Annotated in this window: 21 protein-coding genes and 1 riboswitch; of the genes, 8 read left to right on the plus strand and 13 right to left on the minus strand. The window is 39.4% G+C overall.

Annotated elements, in window-relative coordinates:
- Nucleotides 1–23: 23 nt before the first annotated feature.
- The 5 genes from ACLCEG_RS14655 to ACLCEG_RS14675 all read right to left on the minus strand — a co-directional run bounded on the left by ACLCEG_RS14655 (nucleotide 24) and on the right by ACLCEG_RS14675 (nucleotide 5346).
- A complete protein-coding gene (locus ACLCEG_RS14655; protein ID WP_081410023.1) occupies nucleotides 24–1082 on the minus strand; it encodes an SPOR domain-containing protein in 1059 nt (352 codons plus the stop codon).
- Nucleotides 1073–2359, minus strand: coding sequence for a bifunctional tetrahydrofolate synthase/dihydrofolate synthase (folC, locus tag ACLCEG_RS14660; protein WP_410568060.1), 1287 nt, complete (start codon nucleotides 2357–2359; stop codon nucleotides 1073–1075). The genes ACLCEG_RS14655 and folC overlap by 10 nt, the downstream gene beginning before the upstream one ends.
- The gene (accD, locus tag ACLCEG_RS14665) at nucleotides 2356–3252 is read right to left on the minus strand and encodes an acetyl-CoA carboxylase, carboxyltransferase subunit beta (RefSeq protein ID WP_004705709.1); all 897 of its coding nucleotides are present in this window, start codon (nucleotides 3250–3252) and stop codon (nucleotides 2356–2358) included. Before accD ends, folC begins: the two co-directional genes overlap by 4 nt.
- A complete protein-coding gene (gene trpA / locus ACLCEG_RS14670; protein WP_004705707.1) occupies nucleotides 3249–4052 on the minus strand; it encodes a tryptophan synthase subunit alpha in 804 nt (267 codons plus the stop codon). Before trpA ends, accD begins: the two co-directional genes overlap by 4 nt.
- Before the next feature lie 244 nt (nucleotides 4053–4296).
- Nucleotides 4297–5346, minus strand: a complete 1050-nt coding sequence (locus ACLCEG_RS14675; protein WP_410568062.1) for an AraC family transcriptional regulator ligand-binding domain-containing protein — start codon at nucleotides 5344–5346, stop codon at nucleotides 4297–4299.
- 121 nt (nucleotides 5347–5467) lie between these two features.
- On the opposite strand from ACLCEG_RS14675, the gene ACLCEG_RS14680 reads away from it, so the two are divergent.
- Nucleotides 5468–6343, plus strand: coding sequence for a metal-dependent hydrolase (locus ACLCEG_RS14680; protein ID WP_410568064.1), 876 nt, complete (start codon nucleotides 5468–5470; stop codon nucleotides 6341–6343).
- An 8-nt stretch (nucleotides 6344–6351) separates the two neighbouring features.
- On the opposite strand, the gene ACLCEG_RS14685 is transcribed toward ACLCEG_RS14680, so the two are convergent.
- The 5 genes from ACLCEG_RS14685 to ACLCEG_RS14705 all read right to left on the minus strand — a co-directional run bounded on the left by ACLCEG_RS14685 (nucleotide 6352) and on the right by ACLCEG_RS14705 (nucleotide 10365).
- Complete coding sequence (locus ACLCEG_RS14685) at nucleotides 6352–7347, minus strand: DUF2804 domain-containing protein (protein ID WP_100191816.1); 996 nt, start codon at nucleotides 7345–7347, stop codon at nucleotides 6352–6354.
- A gap of 267 nt (nucleotides 7348–7614) precedes the next feature.
- Entirely contained in the window at nucleotides 7615–7821 is a 207-nt protein-coding gene (locus ACLCEG_RS14690) for a hypothetical protein (protein WP_077168741.1), read from the minus strand.
- A 152-nt stretch (nucleotides 7822–7973) separates the two neighbouring features.
- Entirely contained in the window at nucleotides 7974–8483 is a 510-nt protein-coding gene (locus ACLCEG_RS14695) for a DUF1543 domain-containing protein (RefSeq protein WP_151740937.1), read from the minus strand.
- Nucleotides 8484–8492: 9 nt separating this feature from the next.
- Nucleotides 8493–9722 (minus strand): tryptophan synthase subunit beta, encoded by a 1230-nt coding sequence (gene trpB / locus ACLCEG_RS14700; protein ID WP_004705701.1) that lies wholly within the window; start codon nucleotides 9720–9722, stop codon nucleotides 8493–8495.
- Nucleotides 9706–10365, minus strand: a complete 660-nt coding sequence (locus tag ACLCEG_RS14705) for a phosphoribosylanthranilate isomerase (RefSeq protein ID WP_410568066.1) — start codon at nucleotides 10363–10365, stop codon at nucleotides 9706–9708. Before ACLCEG_RS14705 ends, trpB begins: the two co-directional genes overlap by 17 nt.
- A gap of 126 nt (nucleotides 10366–10491) precedes the next feature.
- A riboswitch (cobalamin riboswitch) is annotated at nucleotides 10492–10699 on the plus strand.
- A 35-nt stretch (nucleotides 10700–10734) separates the two neighbouring features.
- On the opposite strand from ACLCEG_RS14705, the gene ACLCEG_RS14710 reads away from it, so the two are divergent.
- The 3 genes from ACLCEG_RS14710 to ACLCEG_RS14720 all read left to right on the plus strand — a co-directional run bounded on the left by ACLCEG_RS14710 (nucleotide 10735) and on the right by ACLCEG_RS14720 (nucleotide 14027).
- Nucleotides 10735–12567: a TonB-dependent receptor plug domain-containing protein gene (locus tag ACLCEG_RS14710; protein WP_410568068.1), complete on the plus strand. Its 1833-nt coding sequence runs from the start codon at nucleotides 10735–10737 to the stop codon at nucleotides 12565–12567.
- A 94-nt stretch (nucleotides 12568–12661) separates the two neighbouring features.
- Nucleotides 12662–13240 carry a cob(I)yrinic acid a,c-diamide adenosyltransferase gene (locus tag ACLCEG_RS14715; RefSeq protein WP_410568070.1) on the plus strand — a complete coding sequence of 193 codons (579 nt, stop codon included), beginning with the start codon at nucleotides 12662–12664 and terminating at the stop codon, nucleotides 13238–13240.
- A gap of 73 nt (nucleotides 13241–13313) precedes the next feature.
- Complete coding sequence (locus tag ACLCEG_RS14720) at nucleotides 13314–14027, plus strand: glycerophosphodiester phosphodiesterase (RefSeq protein ID WP_410568072.1); 714 nt, start codon at nucleotides 13314–13316, stop codon at nucleotides 14025–14027.
- A gap of 28 nt (nucleotides 14028–14055) precedes the next feature.
- Here the strand turns inward: ACLCEG_RS14720 and ACLCEG_RS14725 are convergent, their stop codons facing one another.
- Nucleotides 14056–14586, minus strand: coding sequence for an META domain-containing protein (locus ACLCEG_RS14725; protein ID WP_004705696.1), 531 nt, complete (start codon nucleotides 14584–14586; stop codon nucleotides 14056–14058).
- A 208-nt stretch (nucleotides 14587–14794) separates the two neighbouring features.
- Here ACLCEG_RS14725 and ACLCEG_RS14730 point away from each other — a divergent pair, with 208 nt between their 5' ends.
- The 3 genes from ACLCEG_RS14730 (at nucleotide 14795) to ACLCEG_RS14740 (ending at nucleotide 18170) form a co-directional block, all read left to right on the plus strand.
- Nucleotides 14795–15967, plus strand: coding sequence for an acyl-CoA desaturase (locus ACLCEG_RS14730; RefSeq protein WP_077162392.1), 1173 nt, complete (start codon nucleotides 14795–14797; stop codon nucleotides 15965–15967).
- Nucleotides 15968–16081: 114 nt separating this feature from the next.
- Nucleotides 16082–17524: a protein adenylyltransferase SelO gene (locus ACLCEG_RS14735; RefSeq protein ID WP_410568075.1), complete on the plus strand. Its 1443-nt coding sequence runs from the start codon at nucleotides 16082–16084 to the stop codon at nucleotides 17522–17524.
- Between the two features lie 64 nt (nucleotides 17525–17588).
- On the plus strand, nucleotides 17589–18170 hold the full coding sequence (locus ACLCEG_RS14740) for a murein L,D-transpeptidase family protein (RefSeq protein ID WP_151819252.1): 582 nt from the start codon (nucleotides 17589–17591) through the stop codon (nucleotides 18168–18170).
- 70 nt (nucleotides 18171–18240) lie between these two features.
- Here ACLCEG_RS14740 and ACLCEG_RS14745 read toward each other — a convergent pair whose 3' ends face one another.
- Together ACLCEG_RS14745 and baeS are read right to left on the minus strand one after the other, a co-directional pair.
- On the minus strand, nucleotides 18241–18927 hold the full coding sequence (locus ACLCEG_RS14745; RefSeq protein WP_019457495.1) for a response regulator: 687 nt from the start codon (nucleotides 18925–18927) through the stop codon (nucleotides 18241–18243).
- Between the two features lie 19 nt (nucleotides 18928–18946).
- Nucleotides 18947–20608, minus strand: a complete 1662-nt coding sequence (gene baeS / locus ACLCEG_RS14750) for a sensor histidine kinase efflux regulator BaeS (protein WP_308965790.1) — start codon at nucleotides 20606–20608, stop codon at nucleotides 18947–18949.
- 132 nt (nucleotides 20609–20740) lie between these two features.
- Here baeS and ACLCEG_RS14755 point away from each other — a divergent pair, with 132 nt between their 5' ends.
- Nucleotides 20741–21118 (plus strand): hypothetical protein, encoded by a 378-nt coding sequence (locus ACLCEG_RS14755; protein WP_049063286.1) that lies wholly within the window; start codon nucleotides 20741–20743, stop codon nucleotides 21116–21118.
- The last annotated feature ends 168 nt before the right edge of the window (nucleotides 21119–21286 follow it).

The following is a 21286-nucleotide window of genomic DNA, read 5'->3' on the forward strand; positions in this document are numbered from 1 at the left end:
TCTTGAATAAACCTTAGATCAGATTAGCGCTGATCTAATGGCACCCAATCAATGACCCAAGCTGACTTCATGTTTAAACTGGAGTCAGAGGTAATTTTCTTACGAGCTGCATCTGCGGTATCACGGTCTTTCGCAGGTCCAACCATAATACGGATACCTTTACTGGTCGGACTTGTCGTGACCTTATAACCTTTAGCACGTAGTTTAGAGACAACAGCATCTGCATTTGCCTGATTGGCAGCCAATGCAACTTGTACCATCCACTTTTTATCGCCATTTTCAAGCAGCTCACGCGCTTTCTCTGCTTCAGCTTTTTTCTCAGCGTCAGCTTTGTGCTTAGCTTCTGCTGTTTTCTTTTCTGCTTCAGCATGCTTCTTAGCTTCAGCTTTTTTGTCTGCCTCGGCTTGATGTTTAGCTTCTGCCGCTTTTTTCTCGGCTTCAGCTTTATGCTTAGCTTCAGCAGCTTTCTTATCAGCTTCTGCTTGCTTCTTGGCTTCTGCAGCTTTTTTATCTGCTTCTACCTGACGCTTTGCCTCAGCGGCTTTTTTGTCGGCTTCTGCTTGCTTCTTGGCTTCAGCCGCTTTTTTATCGGCTTCTGCTTTAGCTGTATCTACTGACTTTTTTGTATCAGTTTGCTGTCCTTTTGTCTTTCCATCAGAACCTGCAACTTCAGGAGGAATGTTATCTGAGCTTTCTTGAGCAGCAGCTCGGCGAGCATTAATTGCAGCATATTCGGCAGCAGCTTTACGGGCTGCATCTGCTTCGGCCTGTTGTTGCATTGCCAAGAATTCGGCAGCACGAGCCTCTTGCTCAGCAACCGCTTTTTCACGAGAACGGCGTTGTTCTTCAAGAAGACGTTTTTCTGTTTCTACATCCACTGCAAGCGGTTGTAGCTGTACCATCTGTCCTTCTTGTGCTGATGGCTTTGGTTTAGCGTGTAATTTCGGTGATGTTGAGGTCTGTGGTTCAGCGCCCACATGTTTTATTTCTTCATTTCCTTTTAGAAGTAATGCTGCCAATAAAACACCACCACCTAATAAAACAACGCCACCCATCCAGCGTTGTTTGTTATTCATTGACATTCTTCCAAATACTCCCAAATCGCTTCTAAAGTATGAAACGAACCACAGGCTAAAATCAGCTGATTGTTATTTGTTTGCTCAAGCGCTGATTTAAAAGCCTCTTTGATATTGCCAAATTGTTGTATTGTCTGGCCTTGTAGGGCGTCATTCAACTGCTGAATCGGTGCAGCACGCGGCACATTCAACTCAGCAATTTTCCAATGTAAAACAGTAGGTTTCAATAAATCCACTACTGATTTTATATCTTTATCTGCCAGCATTGAAAATACTGCGACAACTTCTGTGTACTGTTTATTGTATTCTAAGAAATTTCGCAATTGCTTTAACAAAAATTCAACACCATGTGGATTATGTCCGGCATCAAAAATTATGGTTTTTCCATTAACTTGGCGCACTTCAAAACGACCTGCTAAGCGTGCATTTTCAATACCCTGCTCTAGCGCGAGTTGCGAGATTTCAAGTCCGCTATTTAATACAGTAGCAACTGCCCCTGCAATATTTTCAATTGCAAGCGACCCTAGTGGTAATTTTAAAGTAGTTCCTTCACTTGCAAAATACCAGTGTTTTCCATCATTTGCGAGTTTATAAAAATAGTCTCTATTGATCGCGTATAGTTTCGCTTGTGAAGAATTGGCTTTATCTTGAATAGCCTGAGGTAAAGATTGTTCACCTGCAAAAATCACTGGAATATCAGGGCGAATAATACCTGCTTTTTCAAAAGCAATTTTCTCAATGGTATCGCCTAACCAGTCAGTATGATCAAGACCGATATTGGTGATTACAGCAATATTAGGATCAATGACGTTGACGACATCAAGACGCCCGCCTAAACCGACTTCAAGCACCCATACATCGCATTGTTGTTGCTTAAAAATGACAAAAGCAGCCAAAGTGGTTGCTTCAAAAAAAGATAAGCTTAAATCGCAATCACGACGAGCCTGATCAACTTGCACAAAAGCATCAATCAGGCTTTGATCATCAACCTCGACTCCACCTAACTTGACTCGTTCATTAAAACGATAGATATGCGGTGATTGATACAACCCAACTTTGTAACCTTGCGCTTTTAATATAGATGCAAGTGTTGTTGTAGTTGAACCTTTCCCGTTCGTTCCGGCAACAGTAAAAACTTTAGCAGTGGGTTTAGTCACTCCTAATTTTTCTGCTACCGGAATAACACGTTCCAGACCAAGATCGATCCCTGTAACGTGAACATGGCTCCAATAATTGAGCCATGTATCTAAAGAGTCTGTTGAAAGTGGAGCTTGTTGTTTCAAGGTAAGTTCATCAATTTCGATACAAGTCGAGATACAGTATCACGTAAAGCATGACGATGAACAATCTGATCGATTACACCATGATCAAGCAAATATTCAGCACGTTGGAACGGTTCTTCCAATGTTTCACGTACAGTTTGCTCAATTACACGTTTACCAGCAAAGCCAATCATTGCTTTAGGTTCTGCAATATGGATATCACCCAACATTGCTAAAGAAGCTGTTACACCACCATAAACTGGATGTGTTAACACCACGATATAAGGTAAACCAGCATCTTTTAATTTTTGAATCGCAGCAGAAGTACGCGCCATTTGCATAAGCGACAACATACCTTCTTGCATACGCGCACCACCAGAAGCTGCAAAGCAGATTAATGGTTGGCGTTTTTCAATTGCAAGCTCAGCCGCCTGAACGAAACGGTCACCTACTACAGTACCCATTGAGCCGCCCATAAAGTCGAACTCAAAAGCACATGCAATCATGTCTACGCCATTTAAGTTACCTTGCATGGCAATTAACGCTTCCGTTTCACCAGTTTTAGTTTGCGCTTCACGCATACGTTCTGGATACGGTTTGCTATCAACAAACTTTAATGGATCTTTCGCGCTAAACTCTTGACCTAATTCAGTCACAACATTGTCGAAGAACCAGTTTAAGCGATCGCGAGCTTTCATTTTTAAGTGTTCGTCACACTGTGGACATACATACGCGTTAAAAGATATAGCTGTACGTGTCACTAAAGCATGACATTCAGGGCACTCAATAGTCGGCTCAGTAAATGTTGCTTTGAGAGTCTGTTGCTCATCTGCAACTTCAATACCTGGAACTGGTCGTTGTGTCCATGGTGTCGAAGGGCTAAGAACTTTCCCTGATTTCACTTCTTGATTCATACTAACTCATCGAGCGCTGCTCGAAGCTCCTTGACTTTATTCACCGTCTGTTCAACAGCTTCTTCAGCTGTCAACGTTGCAAAAGATTTAACGAAAGCACTACCTACAATCACAGCATCTGCAGCACTACCCATCGCTTTCGCGGAAGCAGCATCACTAATACCAAAACCAACGCCAACTGGAACGTTAGTCATACTCTTGATTTTTTCAATACGCGCAGCCGCTTCAGAAGTATCTAAAGTCGCTGCACCTGTTACACCCTTAAGTGAAACATAGTAGATAAACCCACTTGCCTGATTCGCTACGTGTTGAATACGTTGATCGGTTGAAGTTGGTGCAAGTAAGAAGATTTGGTCCATATCATGCTGTTTTAAGATTGCACCAAATTCTTTTGACTCTTCTGGTGGTAAGTCCACAAGTAATAAGCCATCTACACCACATTGTTTCGCATAAGAAACAAATTTTTCATAACCAATTACTTCAACAGGATTGAGATAACCCATCAAAACTACAGGTGTTTCTTGATCCTGTTCACGAAACTCTTTTACCATGTTCAATGCATCTAAGGTATTAGTCCCTGCTGCAAGTGCACGTTCAGCCGCAAGCGCAATTACTGGCCCATCAGCCATTGGATCTGAAAATGGTAAACCAAGCTCAATGACGTCTACTCCTGCCTCAACCATTTTATGAAGTAACGGTACCGTTACTTGTGGCTGTGGATCACCCGCCATGACGTAAGATACAAGTGCTTTACGCTGTTGGGACTGCAACTTTTCAAAACGGGTGGCAAGACGTGACATAGGGTTGTGCTTTCCTTGAATTATTTAAAATTGAGGAGTTGTTTGTAGAAATACAAGAACATCGCATTTTAACGCTATTTTTTGTTCATTGAACAGGTCTAACGTTATGGCGATATTCGATTGTATGATTCATACAACCCATGGCGTACATTTATCAATATTTTGAAACTTTTCTCAATGATCAAAGCTTCCTATTTTTGAGTCATTATTTATTTGCAATTTGAGCAAAAAAGCACCAAAAACTCTATTGCTCTGTATTTTTATGGGCGAGTAGCAATTGCTTTTTACGAGTGAGTAACGTTTGTCCTGTTAAGTTTTTATGTGCTCTTGCAAGTGCAGACTGATCGGAATAACCCAACTGGTCAGCAATTGCAGTAAGACTTTCATTTTGACTTAACAATATCTCGCAGCGCTTCATACGCTCAGCATCTAAAATTAATTTAAATGAAGTGTTTAATGCCTGTAGTTGGCGTTGCAAGCTCCTCACTGAAACATTGAGCTCGATGGCAATATCTTCTATTTGGGGTGCTTGCTGTTTATGCTTGAAATATTCTTGTACGATCCAATGTATTTGCTGAACTAAATCGGTATGTACTTTTCTTTGAACCAAAGCTTCTTCGGCTTGTTTTACTAAAAGCTGTACTAAAGTTGGGTCTGCATGCTGGGGACGAACATTTAAACTTTCACTTGCAAAAGTTAATGCATAGTAAGGTCGGTCAAATGACAATTTACACTGAAAGAACCGTTGATAATGAACCAGCGCACCTCGAGGTCGATGTACAAACTCAATATGCTGTAAAAGAAAATCATGTAAGGGAGCAATCTCTTTAGCGAGCTGTACCATTGCTGCTAAAGTTAACTCACTAAGTACAATATTACTGGCATCAACCAAAGGCCAATACAATCGAATTTTGGAAGCATCTTGCTCAATTTGTATAGGTACAACTTGCTCGCCATCTATGACTAAGCGGTGAAACTTAGCAATATACTGAACCACTTGCCCCAAAGTATCACTTCTAGATGCCATGTAACCCAACACCCCAAAGTTGGCAGGTGTAATACAGGCTGCCATTTCTAAAGCCAAATTGGTCACTTGTAATCGAGATTCAGTCAATTCTAAAAGCTCAATGAAAAGATGCAAAGAAGATTGAGCATCAATAGAGGCAGACAAAATATTTTGAACTTGGCGAGTTTGAGTGTCATTTAAATTAAGTGTCTGCCAAGCGACTCCCTTTTCTTTTAAATACGTATTCCAAAGATAAAAGTACCCGTTAGAGATCGTAAATTCTTGCATGGCGTTTCCTTTTTTTACTGCCATCTTGTCGCAAACTGTATAAAAATTGGCGATAACTGTCAAAACAAAGCCGACCATTCACGACATACTAAGGAAAAGCTTAGTTGCGAGAAATACAAAGATGAACGCACATGTTTCTTATCAGGTCGAGCCAGTGGTTCGCAAAGATCTAGATTTTCATTTAAACGAAGCACCACGATTTTGGTTTAATAACGATCCCTTTTTGACTCGTATGTTTGATGCACTCAGCTTAACCTTTCCAGACGGAGAGCGTTACTTCATAGAATGTGTACGAATGTTCCGTGACAAAATTGATGACCCGGAACTACAAAAGCGAGTTGCCGATTTTATTAAACAAGAAGCTCAACATGGTATTGCCCATGACAAAATGAATCATCTCATGAAAGAGCAAGGTATGCCTGTAGATGAGTTCACAAGCACACTTAAAAGGATTTTCCGTTTTGAGCTCACCCAACGTTCACCGCAATACAATATTGCCATGACAGCAGCAGCTGAACATTTAACAGCATTAATGGCGGAAACTTTTTATAGCAATAAAAAAACTTTAGAAAATGCACATCCTTATGTTCGTGCATTATTTGCATGGCATGCCATTGAAGAAATGGAACATCGAGATGTTGCATTTGATGTCATGAGACAAGTAGGTGACGTTCCAGAGTCAACACGTCGCTTTGTACTTGTTTTAACAACTGTGCTCATGTTTGGCTTTACACTCTATAGAACCAACATTATGTTGAAATGTGATGGCTTTAGCCCTAAGGAAAGGTTATCGATGACACTCAAAGGTTTACCTTGGTTCTTTGGAAAAAATGGCACATTAACCGCCATGAAAAAACAATATCTGGACTGGTTTAAAAAAGATTTTCATCCAAGCCAACATCCAGTTATTCGTCAGTATCCTGTTTGGATTGAAACTTTAGAAAAAACAAATGACCCAATCGCAGCGGGTGAAGCATTTTGGCAAGCAGGTTTATAACCTGCTTGTTACCATTTTGCATAATGTTGTTCTAATAGACCGTATTGCTCATTGCAAGTGATTGTATCAATTGCCTCATGTTCAATACTGCCGCTAATTTTAGCTTGCCATTGATTGAACTGACTTCCAATCATTCTTAAATTTATATTTTCGTATCGACACCAACCAATATGGACGTGCAGATTAAGCTTTTGATCTAAAGAGCTAATTTTCCATGTCTCATCATTTATTTTTTCAAATAAAACATCTGTAAGTGGAAATAAAACGCCATTCACCCATAAACAGTTTTCATTACCAAAACTTTCATTAACCCCAGAAGCCAAATTCAACCCAATACGTCGTCCCTGCTCATCCCAAAAATTACATGAAAGCCAAAACCATGCTGTTTCAGGACGTAAAAAACCACAGGTATCATCTAAGGATGCAAATGTCTTTTCATCAAATTGCACAAGTTGTTTTTGTTTACTCATGAACATACCTTCAACAGCCAAAGTGGTCTGCTTTTGGGTATACGTCCAACCATTAATACCTGTTGGGGTACACAAACTTAAGATATCTGTCCCCGCACAAAAAATACGGGCACTCAAACAAATTTCACCATATTTAGTCACCCGAATGTATCGCACACCATTGGCATGCTGAATATCGATCTGATAAGGCGATTTAGAAAAATAGCTTTGATTAAATAACGGCTGTTCATCAAGATGAGTTTTATGACCTAAGGGCTGAATCGCATTCCACTCAATGACTTGTTTTGTTTCATGATCATAGATATAGAAAAACCCATGTCCAACCCAACCAATATCTGCAATTGCTAAACCAATACTGTAGTGCTTATGCTGAATGCCGCAGAATTTAAATTTTTTATACTTTAATTGTTTTCGCCAGCCCTTTAAGGCTTTACCATAAGGTGTTTTATAAATATAACGTTGTACATGAATGGTCGACGGTACAGATTCAAAACGCCCATAACGAGGCTGTCCATTTTCTTGAATTAAATCCATTATTTATTATCCGTTGATTTCCTGCTCATCTATTGACTAATAATAGACTGATCACTAACCAATTGGCTACTTATCTGTTTTGATCTTCAAATAAGTTTTGTTGAGCCATAAAAAAAGAGCATATTAATATGCTCTTTTTTCTATTATTCACTTAAATCGATATACGTTAACTTAAACTCTTTGAGGGTCTATTGCAGTAGCTATGACCCAATCCATCAACAAAATCAAATTCAACTCATGATTTAAGTGCAATTCAATTTCTAAAAGTTAAGCGTCATCATCACTTGCTTGTTCTGACTCTTGCTCGTTACTGTCCTGATTTTCCAATTTTTTCTCAGCGATTTTTGCTGCTTCATAACCAGCAAAGGCACCTGCTGCTTTTTCTAGAAAACCTGCATCTGGATCTAATTTATCGACGCCTTGTTCTGCGATAATTGCACCAGCAATTTTACCTACTTCATCTAGAAGACCCATTTTGATTACTCCAAAGAGCTTATGTTGAGCTTCTAGTCTAAGCAGATGAATTGTAAATAGTGCTACAAAAAAGTTGCGATTTGAGAGAGCTATACATGAGATCGGCAATTTTTTATATTTTATTTTTGCCTTTAAGCCTTTTTTAAGAACACTTAGAGAAGTAAATAAGTGTTTTCCCAACGCGTTGGATTGAACTCACCTTGTACTAGTTGGATATAACGACCTGCAATATGGTCAATCGGAATGCAATCATCAATATCCACTACACGGTCGGTATGTGGCTTATACCACTCTTGATCAATAAACTGTTTACCTAATTGCTTTGCACTTACCGCATTAGGTGCAACTACCAAATGATAACTATGTAACTCACCAAAAGCATTAGGTGTATAGCCACCCAGATTAATCAAATACAACTTTAGATCTGAAGCTGACGGCGCTGCATCAGAAAACTGGATTTGATAGTTCTGCCCTTGAGAGTTAACACCAGAGAGCTTGGCCCAAGCATCGATATGTAACCCTTGAGCCTCACCAAACCAAGCCTGTTTAAGTTGAGGGTAAACTTCTTCCAAAGTATCCCCTACAGCCATAACAACGTCATGGACTTCTGTATTGGCACGTGCATGACGGCCACCTAACATCACCATAAACAAGCTTGGCATTTTTTTCTCTTACATCTCAACCATTTCTACGCCATCAATGCGTGCAACTGTCATTAAATCTTTATCACCACGGCCTGAAACAGTGGCAATAATAATCTGATCTTTAGACATGGTTGGTGCAAGCTTAGAGACATACGCCATTGCATGTGAGCTTTCAAGCGCAGGAATAATCCCTTCAATCTTGGTTAAATCACGGAAACCTTGAAGAGCCTCTGTATCGTTAATTGGCACGTATTCTACGCGCTTCATATCTTTCAAGAAGCTATGTTCAGGACCAACACCCGGATAGTCCAAACCTGCCGAGATACTATGTGTCTCGATAATTTGGCCTTGTGCATCACTCATGAGGTAAGTACGGTTACCGTGTAACACGCCAACATGACCTGCATTTAATGGTGCAGAGTGTTTTCCAGTTTCAATGCCAAAACCAGCAGCTTCAACGCCATACATTTTCACGTTGGCATCATTTAAGAATGGATAGAACAAGCCCATTGCATTTGAACCACCACCCACACATGCAACTAATGCATCTGGTAAACGACCTGCTTGCTCCAGGATCTGTTTACGTGCTTCACGGCCAATAATAGATTGGAAGTCACGAACCAATTGAGGGTATGGATGTGGACCTGCAACTGTACCAATCACATAGTAAGTACTATCAACATTGGTTACCCAGTCACGCATTGCTTCGTTCATGGCATCTTTTAATGTTTTTGAACCGCTTTGCACAGGTACAACTGTAGCACCCAACAAACGCATACGATAAACGTTCATAGCTTGACGCTTAACGTCTTCAGCACCCATATACACAACACATTCAAGACCTAAACGTGCTGCAATTGTTGCTGTTGCTACACCATGTTGCCCTGCACCAGTCTCAGCAATAATACGTTTTTTGCCAGAAAGCTTTGCTAATAATGCCTGACCAATCGTGTTATTTACCTTGTGTGAGCCTGTATGGTTCAAATCTTCACGTTTAAGATAAATTTGCGCACCACCTAACTCTTTTGACCATCGCTCAGCATAATAAAGTGGACTAGGACGACCTACATAGTAGGCGAGGTCACGGTCGAATTCTGCCAGAAACTGTTCATCATTTTTCATGCGGGAATAGAGATTTTCTAAATCTTCTAATGCCGCCATTAATGTTTCTGACACAAAACGTCCGCCATGGATACCGAAATGCCCATTTGCATCTGGGAATTGGGTATAGTCAATCACATTATTTTGCTGATCCACGTTGGACTCCTTGCATAAATCGTTCAATGAGTTGTTGGTCTTTTATACCTTTTGCGGACTCTACGCCTCCGCTCACATCTACTGCAAAAGCACCGGTAGTATGAATAGCGTCAATGACATTGTCAGGGGTTAAACCACCTGCCAAAATTAATGGAATATCAAGTTTCGGGAATTTAGACCAGTCAAACTGATGTCCTGTGCCCCCTTTAAGCTCAGGGTGCCACGCATCGAGCAATACAGCACTGGCACCAGCTGCCTGATATTTTTGAATTTCAGCAACTACATCCAGATCAGGTTTGACCTGAATCGCCTTATACCAGCGACGCTTACAATGGCGAGCAATATCTTGGCATTGTTCTGGAGTTTCATCGCCATGTAGTTGTAATACATCTAGGGGAACACAATCAAGTACATCCTGAATTTCAGTGGCACTCGCATTTACAAACAAACCCACCATTTGTACATAAGGCGGAACGTGTTTTGCTAATTCTTGTGCTTGTTCAACTGTTACATTTCTTGGACTTGGCGGGAAAAAAACAAAACCTATCGCATCTGCTCCAGCTGTAACTACTGCTTGAACATCTTGCTTACGAGTAATTCCACAGATTTTTGCTCGTGTACGTTTTTGGTTTGATTGGCTCATGATCTGCCTAAACTACAACCATTTTTTAAAATAAACGCCATTGTAATGCAATTTTTGTCCCTTGCGTAAAAGTTCTCTGGGAATTGGTCGAAATGACATTGTCGGAAGTAATTCAGCACTTTATACTGCGTTCAAATGGAAGCAAGTGTAAGCAATTGATGCTTTAGGGAAGCTGGTGAAAGTCCGGCACTGCCCCCGCAACGGTAACAATGTAAAGCATATTTTTTAAGTCGAGATCGACTTACACCACTGCAGTGATGTGGGAAGGTGAATATGTCCATAAATGATTTATGGCGCTGAAGTCCGGAGACCTGCTTGTTTCATCTATCTACCCGATCATTCACGTGGGGTGAATGTATGGAGCATGTTATGTCTAAGTCTTTTCAACCTACCCGTCTGGTGGGGGCTATCGCTATTGCGATGGGGTGTTCACCTGTTATTTTTGCTGAAGATACAACTACCACAACTCAGCTCGATCCAATTGTAGTGACTGCTTCAAAAAGCGCAGAAAAAGCGAGTGAAGTTCCGGCGCGTATTAATATTATTGAGCCAAAAGTCCTTGAACAATCACCTATCGCATCTTTACCACAATTATTACAAACAGATGCGTCCATCAATATGGTGCAAAGTGGAGGTATGGGACAACTTGCTGAGATTTATTTACGAGGCACCGAATCTGATCATACTCTCGTACTACGAGATGGTATTCGACTAAATAATGCATCTTCTGGAACAGCAAATCTCGCATTTATTGATACAACAGATATTAAACAAATTGAAGTATTAAAAGGGCCTGCCTCTGTCCTTTATGGTACAGATGCAATTGGTGGCGTAATACAGCTTGTTTCAAAAACACCTGAAAAGAATAGAGCTTTTATCACAGGTGAATTCGGTGAGAATAAAACTTATAAGTCCGTTATTGGTGCTGATTTATATGAAGATGGTTTTTATGCTCAAATTCGTGGACAACGCTTAGAATCTGATGCAACAAAAGTAACTAATCAAAAAACCAATACATCGAATACAGCATCGTTTGATCAGAAAGGTTTTAGTACAAAGTTTGGTGTTGAGCAGAAAGATTACGGTATTTCTATTGATTATAGTCATAATGAAGGTTCAACCCTTTATGATGCTTATACATTTAATGGTGCATTGCTTAAACAAGATTTTGAAAATGAGATTATCAATTTACGTAGCCGTTTAAATGTAACAGATAACTTAGAATTAAATACTCGTTTATCACAATTCAAAGATGACGTTAATCAAAAAGATTCTACTGATTTTGTTCATAGTAAAACTCAGGAAGTAGAGCTATATAGCAAATGGAAGTTTTTTCCGCAGCAAACGCTCTTAATTGGTGCCACTCATCGTACATTGAATGGAGATATTCTGTCTTATGGAACACCATACAATGAGAACGTAGACTCAACAGGGTATTATCTTCAACATCAATTCAATGGCGACAAATTAAATACTCAAGTTGGTGTTCGTGTGGAAGATAATGAGAAATACGGCTCACATACTGTTGGTCAAATTGCTGCACGTTATCAACTTCTAGATAAAACAAGTATCTATACAAATATTGGTACTGCTTTTAAATCACCAACGCTTAATGAACTTTACAACTCGTGGAACGGCAACCCAGATTTAAAACCAGAAGAAAGTACATCTTATGAAATTGGTATAGATCAAACTCTACCATTAGGTTTTAAAACAGGTTTATCTGCTTACTATACTGAAGTTGAAGATCTTATCGGCTCAGTGAACTTTGGTAAATTAACTAATATTAATAAAGCAACTTACCAAGGGGGTGAATTTTATGTTGGTTGGCAGAAAGATGATCTATTTGCAAAAGCAACTTATAGCTATGTTAAACCTGAAAATGAAGAGACTCATCAGGATTTAAATCGTCGCCCTCGCCAAGGATTAACCTTATCAACAGGTCTGCAAAATGAAGTTTACGGCATTAGTGCTTCGCTCGTTGCAAAATCAAAGTCAAAAGACTGGGATAGCAATTACAAAAATCCGGGTTACGCAACTGTAGATATCAATGCTTACTGGAATATGAATCCGAATATTAAATTGTTTACTAATATTCAAAATATTGGAGATGTGAATTATAAAACAGCTTATCAAGACCAAGGATACTACTATGTAAATGGTGGCCGCCTTGCGTCAGCTGGTGTGACATTAAGCTACTAAGCAAATCTTTATTATAAAAATATTTTCTTAACTCCAGTTTCGGGGTAATGTTTTGACCGACATTATCCCCTTTTTTATGTTCAGGATATCCATCATGGGACACCGTTTAAGTAAAATCTATACACGCACAGGCGACTCAGGTACAACAGGTTTAGGCGATGGCTCTCGTGTTGCCAAAGATGATTTACGAATTGCGGCGCTTGGTGATGTCGATGAACTCAATGCCATTATTGGTGTACTACGCGCACAAATCACAGCCAGCCAAGTGACTAATAAAGCTGATTGGGACAAAAGCCTGAGCTTGATCCAACATTGGCTTTTCGACTTAGGTGGCGAAGTTTGTATTCCAAACTACAATTTACTTCAACCCGTTTGTATTGATTTTCTGGAAAAAGAAATTGACCGTATGAATGAAGATTTGCCTATGCTGAAAGAGTTTATTCTGCCATCTGGCTCTTTATCTTGCAGTTACGCTCATCAAGCGCGTGCTGTTTGTCGTCGTGCAGAACGATCTCTGCTGTCGGTACAAACTCGTGATCAAAATATTCAAGCCACAGCGCTCCAACTTTTAAACCGTCTATCTGACTGGTTATTTGTCGCATCTCGTGCTTTACAACGTGCCGAAGGTGGACAAGAAGTCCTTTGGCAAAAAAATATTAATGAGATTATTTAAAAATAGACTAATTTAAGTATGGTCTCTGCTTTTGAAGAGACCATAACCAACAATAACTGAATAGAAGAAAATTATGCGCATTATTGGTCATCGTGGTGCACGCCGAGAAGCTCCTGAAAATACATTAGGTGGCTTTCAGCACATAAAAAACTTAGGTATTCGTGGTGTCGAATTTGATATTCGTCAGCTTCAAGACCAAGAGCTGATCGTTATTCATGACGATAATTTTTTACGTACAGCTGGAGTCGATCAAATTGTTGAGCAATCTACTTTAGCTCAAGCTTTAACATTTGATCATCGTCAAAACTGGCCCAATTGGCCACATCCAGAGCCGACACCAACTCTTACACGTATTTTAAACTTACTTAATAACTTCGAGCATATTGAGGTTGAAGTTAAAGCAGTAAGAGATATGGCATTTGCAGAAAAGTTAGTTCAAAAGCTTGAGACTGAGTTACAGGGTTATGAAAAAGTCGTGACTATCACAAGTTTCGATCTTCAAATTTTAACTGCCTTACGTGACATCGACTCACAATTTAAACGCGGCTTGTTAGTTGAAATTCCAGTGGGAGGCGCAGCAATTGAACTCGCTCATCAATATGGTTGCGGTCATATTGGTTGGCACGACCAACTTGCTACAGATGAAATGATTCAACTATCTCATCAAGCAGGTTTAAACATTAGTGTATGGACAGTAAATGATGTAGAAAGAGCGAAAAGGCTCCGTGATTTAGATATTCAAGGTTTAATTACGGATATTCCTACAACAATACTCGAAGCACTTTAAATAGAAAAAAGGTGGTATTAACCACCTTTTATTTTTTCTCTGCCTGAATCAGGCGTTGTCCGTTTTGATCAAGTAAATACAAGGTATTACCTACCAACTGGAAGCGTTGAATACGTTGTAAGGAATCAACTAATTCTGCTTCTTGAGCCAAAGCGCCATCACAACTCGAATGACCAGCATTAACTTCCATATCTAGTTTCTTTTGGTTGAAGTCGAAAGTATATCGACCAAAAATGCGATTGCACCCAGTATGACCAGATACAGTTTTGACTGCTGAGTTCAATGAAAGAGTCGGCCATTGGTTAAAGAATTTTGCCTTATGCCCGTTGATCTGAGTAATTTGCCAGTCAATGTCTTGAACACCTTCTGGGCTCACTTTCTTCTTGACTACTTGGGTTTGTACATGGTGTGTGGGTTTTACATGGCCTTTTTGAATATTTTGTTGCGGCGTGCTTTGACATGCTGCCAATACAAGGCTGATTGTGATGAAAAGACATTTCAATGGCAATTTCTTTGCAATATCAATGCTATTCATTTTTCTCAATCGCTGTATTTTCATTACACAACTTCTCCTATCTGAAATGTTGCCAAGCATGGTTTAATTCTGTTACGGTTCTTTCAGTACATCTGTACAATAATATTAGTGATTCTCACTAAGCACATGCTAATATAATGTTCAAAATAGCAATAAATCTTGATGATTGGTTTTGCTATGTCGTTTTGTCTTTTTACCTTGTTTAACAAGGTTTCTAGGAGCGCTGACGGATATGACTTCCGCCCCACTCAAGGCCCCAATTAACTGGACCGCTAGCATTACCTTAATTGGTTTACCAATTCTTGCTGCAATCATAATCCCGATTTATGCGTATTATTATGATTTTAGTGTAAGCGCATGGGTAAGCTTATTTTTTCTTTTAGCTTTAAGTAGCATGGGGATTACTGCTGGTTACCATCGTCTTTGGGCACACCGTGCTTATGAAGCGTCATTACCACTTAAAATTCTTTTAATGATTGCAGGCACATTTGCTGTACAAAACAGTATTCTGTTTTGGGCATCTGGTCACCGTACTCACCATCGTCATGTTGACCATGTGGATGAAGATCCATACTCAATTGAACGTGGTTTTTGGTATGCCCATATGGGTTGGATGATCCGCGATCATTCTCCATCTAAGCCAGACTTTAAAAACGCACCTGATTTGCTCAATGACAAACTGGTGATGTTCCAACATAAATACTACGGTCTAATGGTTGTAGCAGTTCATGTTGGTATTTTAGGTTTAGTTGGCTGGGCAACTGGCGACTTATGGGGAGTTGTACTTCTCGGTGGTTTATTGCGTTTAATCATTAGCCATCAAGTAACATTCTTCATTAACTCACTTTGCCATATGTTTGGTAAACGCCCTTATACCGATGAAAACTCAGCACGCGATAACTTCTGGTTAGCGATTGCAACATGGGGCGAGGGTTATCATAACTATCACCATATTTTCCAATACGATTATCGTAATGGTGTGAAGTGGTGGCAATATGACCCAACTAAATGGTTAATTTGGACATGTTCTAAAGTCGGTTTAGCAAAGAACTTACGTCGTATTCCAAGCTTTAATATTAAAAAAGCAGAATTGGCAATGAAGTTTAAATATGCTGAACAAGACCTTGCTATTTATGGCCATGATGTAAATGCTGACATGAGCCAAATGAAGCAACGTATTGCTCAAGAATATGAAGCATTTACCCACACTTTAAATGACTGGGCGAAACTCAAAGAACAAGAGTTACAAGCGAAGAAAGCAGCTATGGCTGAAAAGATTCATAAAATGGATCATAAGTTAAAGGTTGATTTCCAATTGCTTGAACATCGTTTGAGTCATCACCGTGAGTGTTTAGAAACTTTAATGCGCAACATTAAAAAGAGCACAAACGTCGTACCAGACTAATACGACTCTAGTTCGAAATAGCGCCTGTAAAAGCCATGCTTTGCAGGCGCTATTTTTTTGGCTGGTTTTTAACTATGGTATAGTGAAGTTCGCCTCAAATATTTAGTCCAGTCTATGCACTTTAATCCGCTTTATTCATCACTCAATCCTAAGCTTTTTCATATACAGCAGCCCACTCCTCTTCGTGGTGCGAAAGCTGGACACTTCAATTTAGCTTTAGCCGAAGAACTACAATGGACGGATGAAGAAAAAGAGGCATGGGTAGAAATTTGCAGTGGTCAACGGACTTTCTCAGAGTTTCCACCTTTAGCAATGGTTTATGCAGGCCATCAATTTGGGCAATGGGCAGGTCAGCTAGGCGACGGACGTGGTTTACTCATTGGACAAATTCTGAATAAAAATGGCCAAACCATCGATTTACATTTAAAGGGTGCTGGCCCTACCCCCTATTCACGTATGGGAGATGGTCGAGCAGTTTTACGCTCTGTTATTCGTGAATATTTAGCAGGTCATGCATTAAATGCTCTAGGAGTCGCTTCGAGTCATGCAGTAGGTTTTACAAGCTCTGCTCAAGGTGTACAGCGTGAAAAACTAGAACCGGGCGCAATGCTGCTCAGAACTTCTGAATGTCATATTCGTCTAGGTCATTTTGAATGGATCAATCAATATGCGCCTGACTTACTCCCAGAATTCACTCAAAAATGTATTGAATGGCACTATTCAGAATGCCAGCAAGAAGCACAACCTATTTTAGCTTTTGCTAAAGCTGTGATTAGAAATACAGCCATCATGATTGCCAAATGGCAGCTGGTCGGTTTTGCTCATGGCGTAATGAATACTGACAACTTAAATATTACAGGCTCTACACTCGATTTTGGTCCATATGGTTTTATGGAACGTTTCCGCCCGAACTGGATTAACAACCATTCCGATTATCAAGGGCGCTATACCTACCAAAACCAGCCAAGTATTGCACACTGGAACCTATGGACTTGGTTAAATAATCTAGTTCCACTTGCTGAACCTGAACAAAAAGAGCAATTCAAAGAAGAGTTAGCTACTTGCTTAGAAGGGTTTGAGCCTACCTTTATTGAGCACTACACCACTGGATTGTGTCAAAAAATGGGCCTTCCTCATTTCCATAAAGATAGCCTTGATTGTAGTTTTGCTTTTTTAAGAATCTTACAAACCGAGCAGCTAGATTACACTCAAAGTTTTATTCGACTGCAAAATAAAGAGTATAAGGCTCTACGTGATGATTGCCTCGATATTCGACAGTTTGACGAGTTCCTTAGCCAATATGAAAATATCCGTGAACATCAAGATACAGATGAACTTGATGCAAACATGCAACAAGCAAATCCAGTTTATATTTTACGTAATCATATGGCACAGCGTGCTATTGAAGCAGCGGAGCGAGATGATTTTAGTGAGGTAGACCGTTTGTTTAAGCTACTCAATCATCCTTATATAAGACAGCCAGATTTGGAAAAACCAGAAGATTTAGGCCCTTTACCAAGTGATGTGCCTGATGTAGCGGTGAGCTGTTCGTCTTAATATTAAAAAACTAAAACTCTCTTAAGTCACTTAAGAGAGTTTCTTAAACATCAAAGAATAATATATGAAAATTAGACCTATCATTATTTGTACACTTCTATTCATTCCACTTGGAATTGCTTTTTATAAGTATGAAAAATATTTACCTACTTTTGTCTCTTCTCATGAAGAACTCACAAGTAATGAGATATCTCACCTTATAAAGACAAAACCTATAACCTCAATTGAAGTGTTTAAAAATCAACGCATACTTCTACTTAAAAGTGATCAGGAAGTAATTCGTCGTTACCCTATTCGTTTAGGCTTCAACCCTGAAGGCCATAAAAACTTTGAAAATGACGGTAAAACACCTGAAGGTGTTTATTCTATAGATTGGCGCAACTCACAAAGCGCTTTCTATAAATCATTGCATATTTCCTATCCTAATACACAAGATGTTGCCTATGCTAAACAGCATAATCAGCCGGCAGGTGGGAATATCATGATCCATGGATCTGCCCCAAAGTCCTTTTTATGGATACCTTTTAGTTCAAGTTATATGCCACACAAAGATTGGACTTTAGGATGTATCGCAGTTAGAAATGTAGATATAGATGAAATTTGGCAATTAGTCCCTAATCATACCAAGATTATAATTTATCCATAATCTTTGAAAACTATCCACATTTTCTGTGGATAACATTGTGGTTATCCACAGAATAACTTTTCTGAACAGTTTACTCTTCTGGATACTCGAAGCGGTAACCAACGCCATAAACAGCTTGAATCCATTCATGACGGTTACCAGTTTCAGCTGCTTCACTAATTTTTCGGCGCAAGTTTTTGATATGGCTGTCAATAACTCGGTCAGCAACATCAAAGCTGTCTGGATTAATATGGTCTAATAATTGAGCACGTGAATAAACTTGTCCGACATGTTCTAAAAATAGCTCAAGTAGGCGAAATTCTGTCGGCGTTAAACTTAACGACTTTTGTTGATACCAAATTCTTTGCTGAGCTTTATCAATACGGAACGAATCATTTTGCTCTGGCTCGGCCTTACGCTCTAAACGACGTAAAACGGCCTGTACACGTGCAACTAACTCTTTTGGACTAAATGGCTTACAAACGTAATCATCAGCACCCATATTGAGACCTAAAACTCGATCAATTTCTTCAGTACGTGCAGTCACCATAATAATCGGTAAATCTGACTGTTCACGTACTTTACGGCAAATCGTTAAACCATCCATTCTTGGAACCATTAAGTCCAGAATCATTAAATTAGGTTTCCGTTGCTGAAAGCTCGTGTAAGCATCTTGACCATCATGAAACATACTTACTTCAAAACCAGCAGCTTCAAGATAATCACGTACCAGATGCGCTAACTCAACTTCATCCTCAACCAACATTACATGCTTCATGGGCCATTTTTCCTTTTATTTAACTCTGCTTTTTAAAGGTAAGTACACAACGTAAACCACCCAACGGAGAGTGTTCAAAACTTAGTGTACCACCAAGCGCTTGCGCAATTTTACAAGATAAAGCCAAGCCTAATCCTGTTCCACCTGTACTACGCGTACGCGAATCATCTACTCGATAAAAACGCTCACCTAAACGTAATAGTTGCTCATCACTTAAACCAAACGGGCTATCATCAACATACAAAGTCCACTCTTGAGCAGTTTGACTTGTATGAATATGAATTTTGCCACCTGTTTCTGTGTAACGAATACTATTACTAATTAAATTAACAATAATTTGTTTAAAGCGATCACGATCTAACAGTAAAGATACCCCTTCACCTTCAACCTTAATTTCCAGATTTGCTTGCTCAAGTTTAGGTCTAAAGTTTTCAACTTCTTGTAATACAACATCCCACGGATTCACTGAACCTAAGTAACATTTAAGTTGCTGAGCATCAGCCTGTGCTAGATCTGCTAGGTCTTGAGTAAGTTTCTTTAAGCTTGAAACTTGTCTCATCATAGCATCGAGATGTTCAGGAGTTGCCTTTCGAATACCATCTTGCATTGCTTCGATTTGCGCTTGCAATACAGCCAACGGTGTTTTCAACTCGTGAGATGTATCTGCAACCCATTGACGGCGTGATTCTTCATGTTGATGTAAAATCTCGGCTAAATGGTTCAATTGAGTTGATAAATCACCAAGTTCATCATTTCGTTTAATCACTACTTGATGTTGGTAATTACCTTTCGTTAACTCCTTTGTTGCATTTAATAAACGTTGAATTGGCTTTTTAAAATAAGTTGCCATTAAAAGTGCTGCAACTAAACTCGATAGTAAAGTTAAAGCATAAATTAAAAGTAAATAACGCTTTTGATTACTAAAGAAATTAATACTTAAAGCATCTTCTTTATCTAGAACTGGTTTTAGTCCTAAATAACCGACCACCTCATTGTTGACGATAATGGGACGATAAGACATTTGATCTGAAGATGGAGGTTCACCAACTACAAATTGATGTTTGGCATCATATAAAGATAAACGAGAACTTAAGCCTAGACGGTCAGGTAAGGCAATAAAGCGCTTTTTGCCATTTTGTGTCTCAATATCTTTAAGACTTCCTTTTTTTGAGTTACCTTTTTTATCATCACGCGGACGGAATTGGTTTGCGCTTAATGGAAATTTTAAGCCTTCAAATGGTTGATATTCTGAAGGTAAATTCTTTTCAAGTGTACGTAGCTCTTCATCACTAAAAATAGAATTTTTATTTGCTGTCGCTCCATCTGGAGAAACATTAATGAGCGTGTGTTCATCGAACGAATGCTGCTGAATCGCAATATCATATTGGCGTCTTAACCACCACTGCGAAAGACGGTCATAATCGTCTGGCGCTGCGGTTCCTTCAATTTGTAAGATTTGCGCCTGAATTGCATTTCCCCAATCATGATAAACGCTATATACATTACCAAGATTGGTCATGAGCCGATCTAGCTTTTGCATTTCAACATCGGCCACATATTTGGCAAAGTTCTTTTGCATCGTCCAGTGCAGAACACTCAAACTTGCGGTTGCAATTAACAATGTAGTCAGTAAGACTGTTAAAAATAGCCGCAATGCAATTGGAACACGTAGTACGTTCAAAAGTACTCTCTCATTTTTACCCTATATTTTTCATTGTAACTAACAACCAAAAGAAAAACTCTCCATTGTTTCTTCATCTTTATTATCTAATCTTTAAGTTATGTGGAAACTAACATTAAAAGGGCTTTAGATATGAAAATGACTGCTAAAATCGCATTATTCAGTGCAGCAATTGTAACTATGGGTAGTTTGGCTGCGTGTCAATCAATGAATCAACCTCCTAAACCAGAACATGGCATGATGCAAGATGGTCCACGAGATGGCCATCACCGTATGAAGCACCGTGAATTTACCCCTGAACAAAAAGCAGCGTGGGAGCAGCACCGCGCAGAGCGTCAAGCTCGTTTTGAACAGATTCAAAAAGCATGTGAAGGCAAAGCAAATGGTCAAGCTGTAAACGTTCAAGTTGGAGATAGAACACTTGAAGGTACGTGTAACTTACGTTTTGAACCAAAGCGCCCTCAACCACCAGTTAATGCCCCTGCTCCAGCAGCAGTTCAAGCAAAATAAAGCTTAAAGCAATAAAGTAAAAGGCGCTTCTAAGCGCCTTTTTTTATGTACATAACTACTTACGATTTTGACTATTTTGTCTCATCTAAACTTCACTAAAAGTGTTTACACTCAAAGCACTTACATAGTTCAAGTATTTTTTTCTTGACTTTGCAGTCACAAAGTAAA

The organism is Acinetobacter sp. H1(2024) (genome assembly GCF_046557555.1).
Taxonomy (GTDB): Bacteria; Pseudomonadota; Gammaproteobacteria; order Pseudomonadales; family Moraxellaceae; genus Acinetobacter; species Acinetobacter seifertii.

Coding starts and splice junctions, on each gene's coding strand:
- ACLCEG_RS14655 (WP_081410023.1), bottom strand. CDS start 1,082: ATGTCAATGAATAACAAACAACGCTGGATGGGTGGCGTTGTTTTATTA.
- accD (WP_004705709.1), bottom strand. CDS start 3,252: ATGAATCAAGAAGTGAAATCAGGGAAAGTTCTTAGCCCTTCGACACCA.
- trpA (WP_004705707.1), bottom strand. CDS start 4,052: ATGTCACGTCTTGCCACCCGTTTTGAAAAGTTGCAGTCCCAACAGCGT.
- ACLCEG_RS14675 (WP_410568062.1), bottom strand. CDS start 5,346: ATGCAAGAATTTACGATCTCTAACGGGTACTTTTATCTTTGGAATACG.
- ACLCEG_RS14680 (WP_410568064.1), top strand. CDS start 5,468: ATGAACGCACATGTTTCTTATCAGGTCGAGCCAGTGGTTCGCAAAGAT.
- ACLCEG_RS14685 (WP_100191816.1), bottom strand. CDS start 7,347: ATGGATTTAATTCAAGAAAATGGACAGCCTCGTTATGGGCGTTTTGAA.
- ACLCEG_RS14690 (WP_077168741.1), bottom strand. CDS start 7,821: ATGGGTCTTCTAGATGAAGTAGGTAAAATTGCTGGTGCAATTATCGCA.
- ACLCEG_RS14695 (WP_151740937.1), bottom strand. CDS start 8,483: ATGCCAAGCTTGTTTATGGTGATGTTAGGTGGCCGTCATGCACGTGCC.
- ACLCEG_RS14705 (WP_410568066.1), bottom strand. CDS start 10,365: ATGAGCCAATCAAACCAAAAACGTACACGAGCAAAAATCTGTGGAATT.
- ACLCEG_RS14710 (WP_410568068.1), top strand. CDS start 10,735: ATGTCTAAGTCTTTTCAACCTACCCGTCTGGTGGGGGCTATCGCTATT.
- ACLCEG_RS14715 (WP_410568070.1), top strand. CDS start 12,662: ATGGGACACCGTTTAAGTAAAATCTATACACGCACAGGCGACTCAGGT.
- ACLCEG_RS14720 (WP_410568072.1), top strand. CDS start 13,314: ATGCGCATTATTGGTCATCGTGGTGCACGCCGAGAAGCTCCTGAAAAT.
- ACLCEG_RS14725 (WP_004705696.1), bottom strand. CDS start 14,586: ATGAAAATACAGCGATTGAGAAAAATGAATAGCATTGATATTGCAAAG.
- ACLCEG_RS14730 (WP_077162392.1), top strand. CDS start 14,795: ATGACTTCCGCCCCACTCAAGGCCCCAATTAACTGGACCGCTAGCATT.
- ACLCEG_RS14735 (WP_410568075.1), top strand. CDS start 16,082: ATGCACTTTAATCCGCTTTATTCATCACTCAATCCTAAGCTTTTTCAT.
- ACLCEG_RS14740 (WP_151819252.1), top strand. CDS start 17,589: ATGAAAATTAGACCTATCATTATTTGTACACTTCTATTCATTCCACTT.
- ACLCEG_RS14745 (WP_019457495.1), bottom strand. CDS start 18,927: ATGAAGCATGTAATGTTGGTTGAGGATGAAGTTGAGTTAGCGCATCTG.
- ACLCEG_RS14755 (WP_049063286.1), top strand. CDS start 20,741: ATGAAAATGACTGCTAAAATCGCATTATTCAGTGCAGCAATTGTAACT.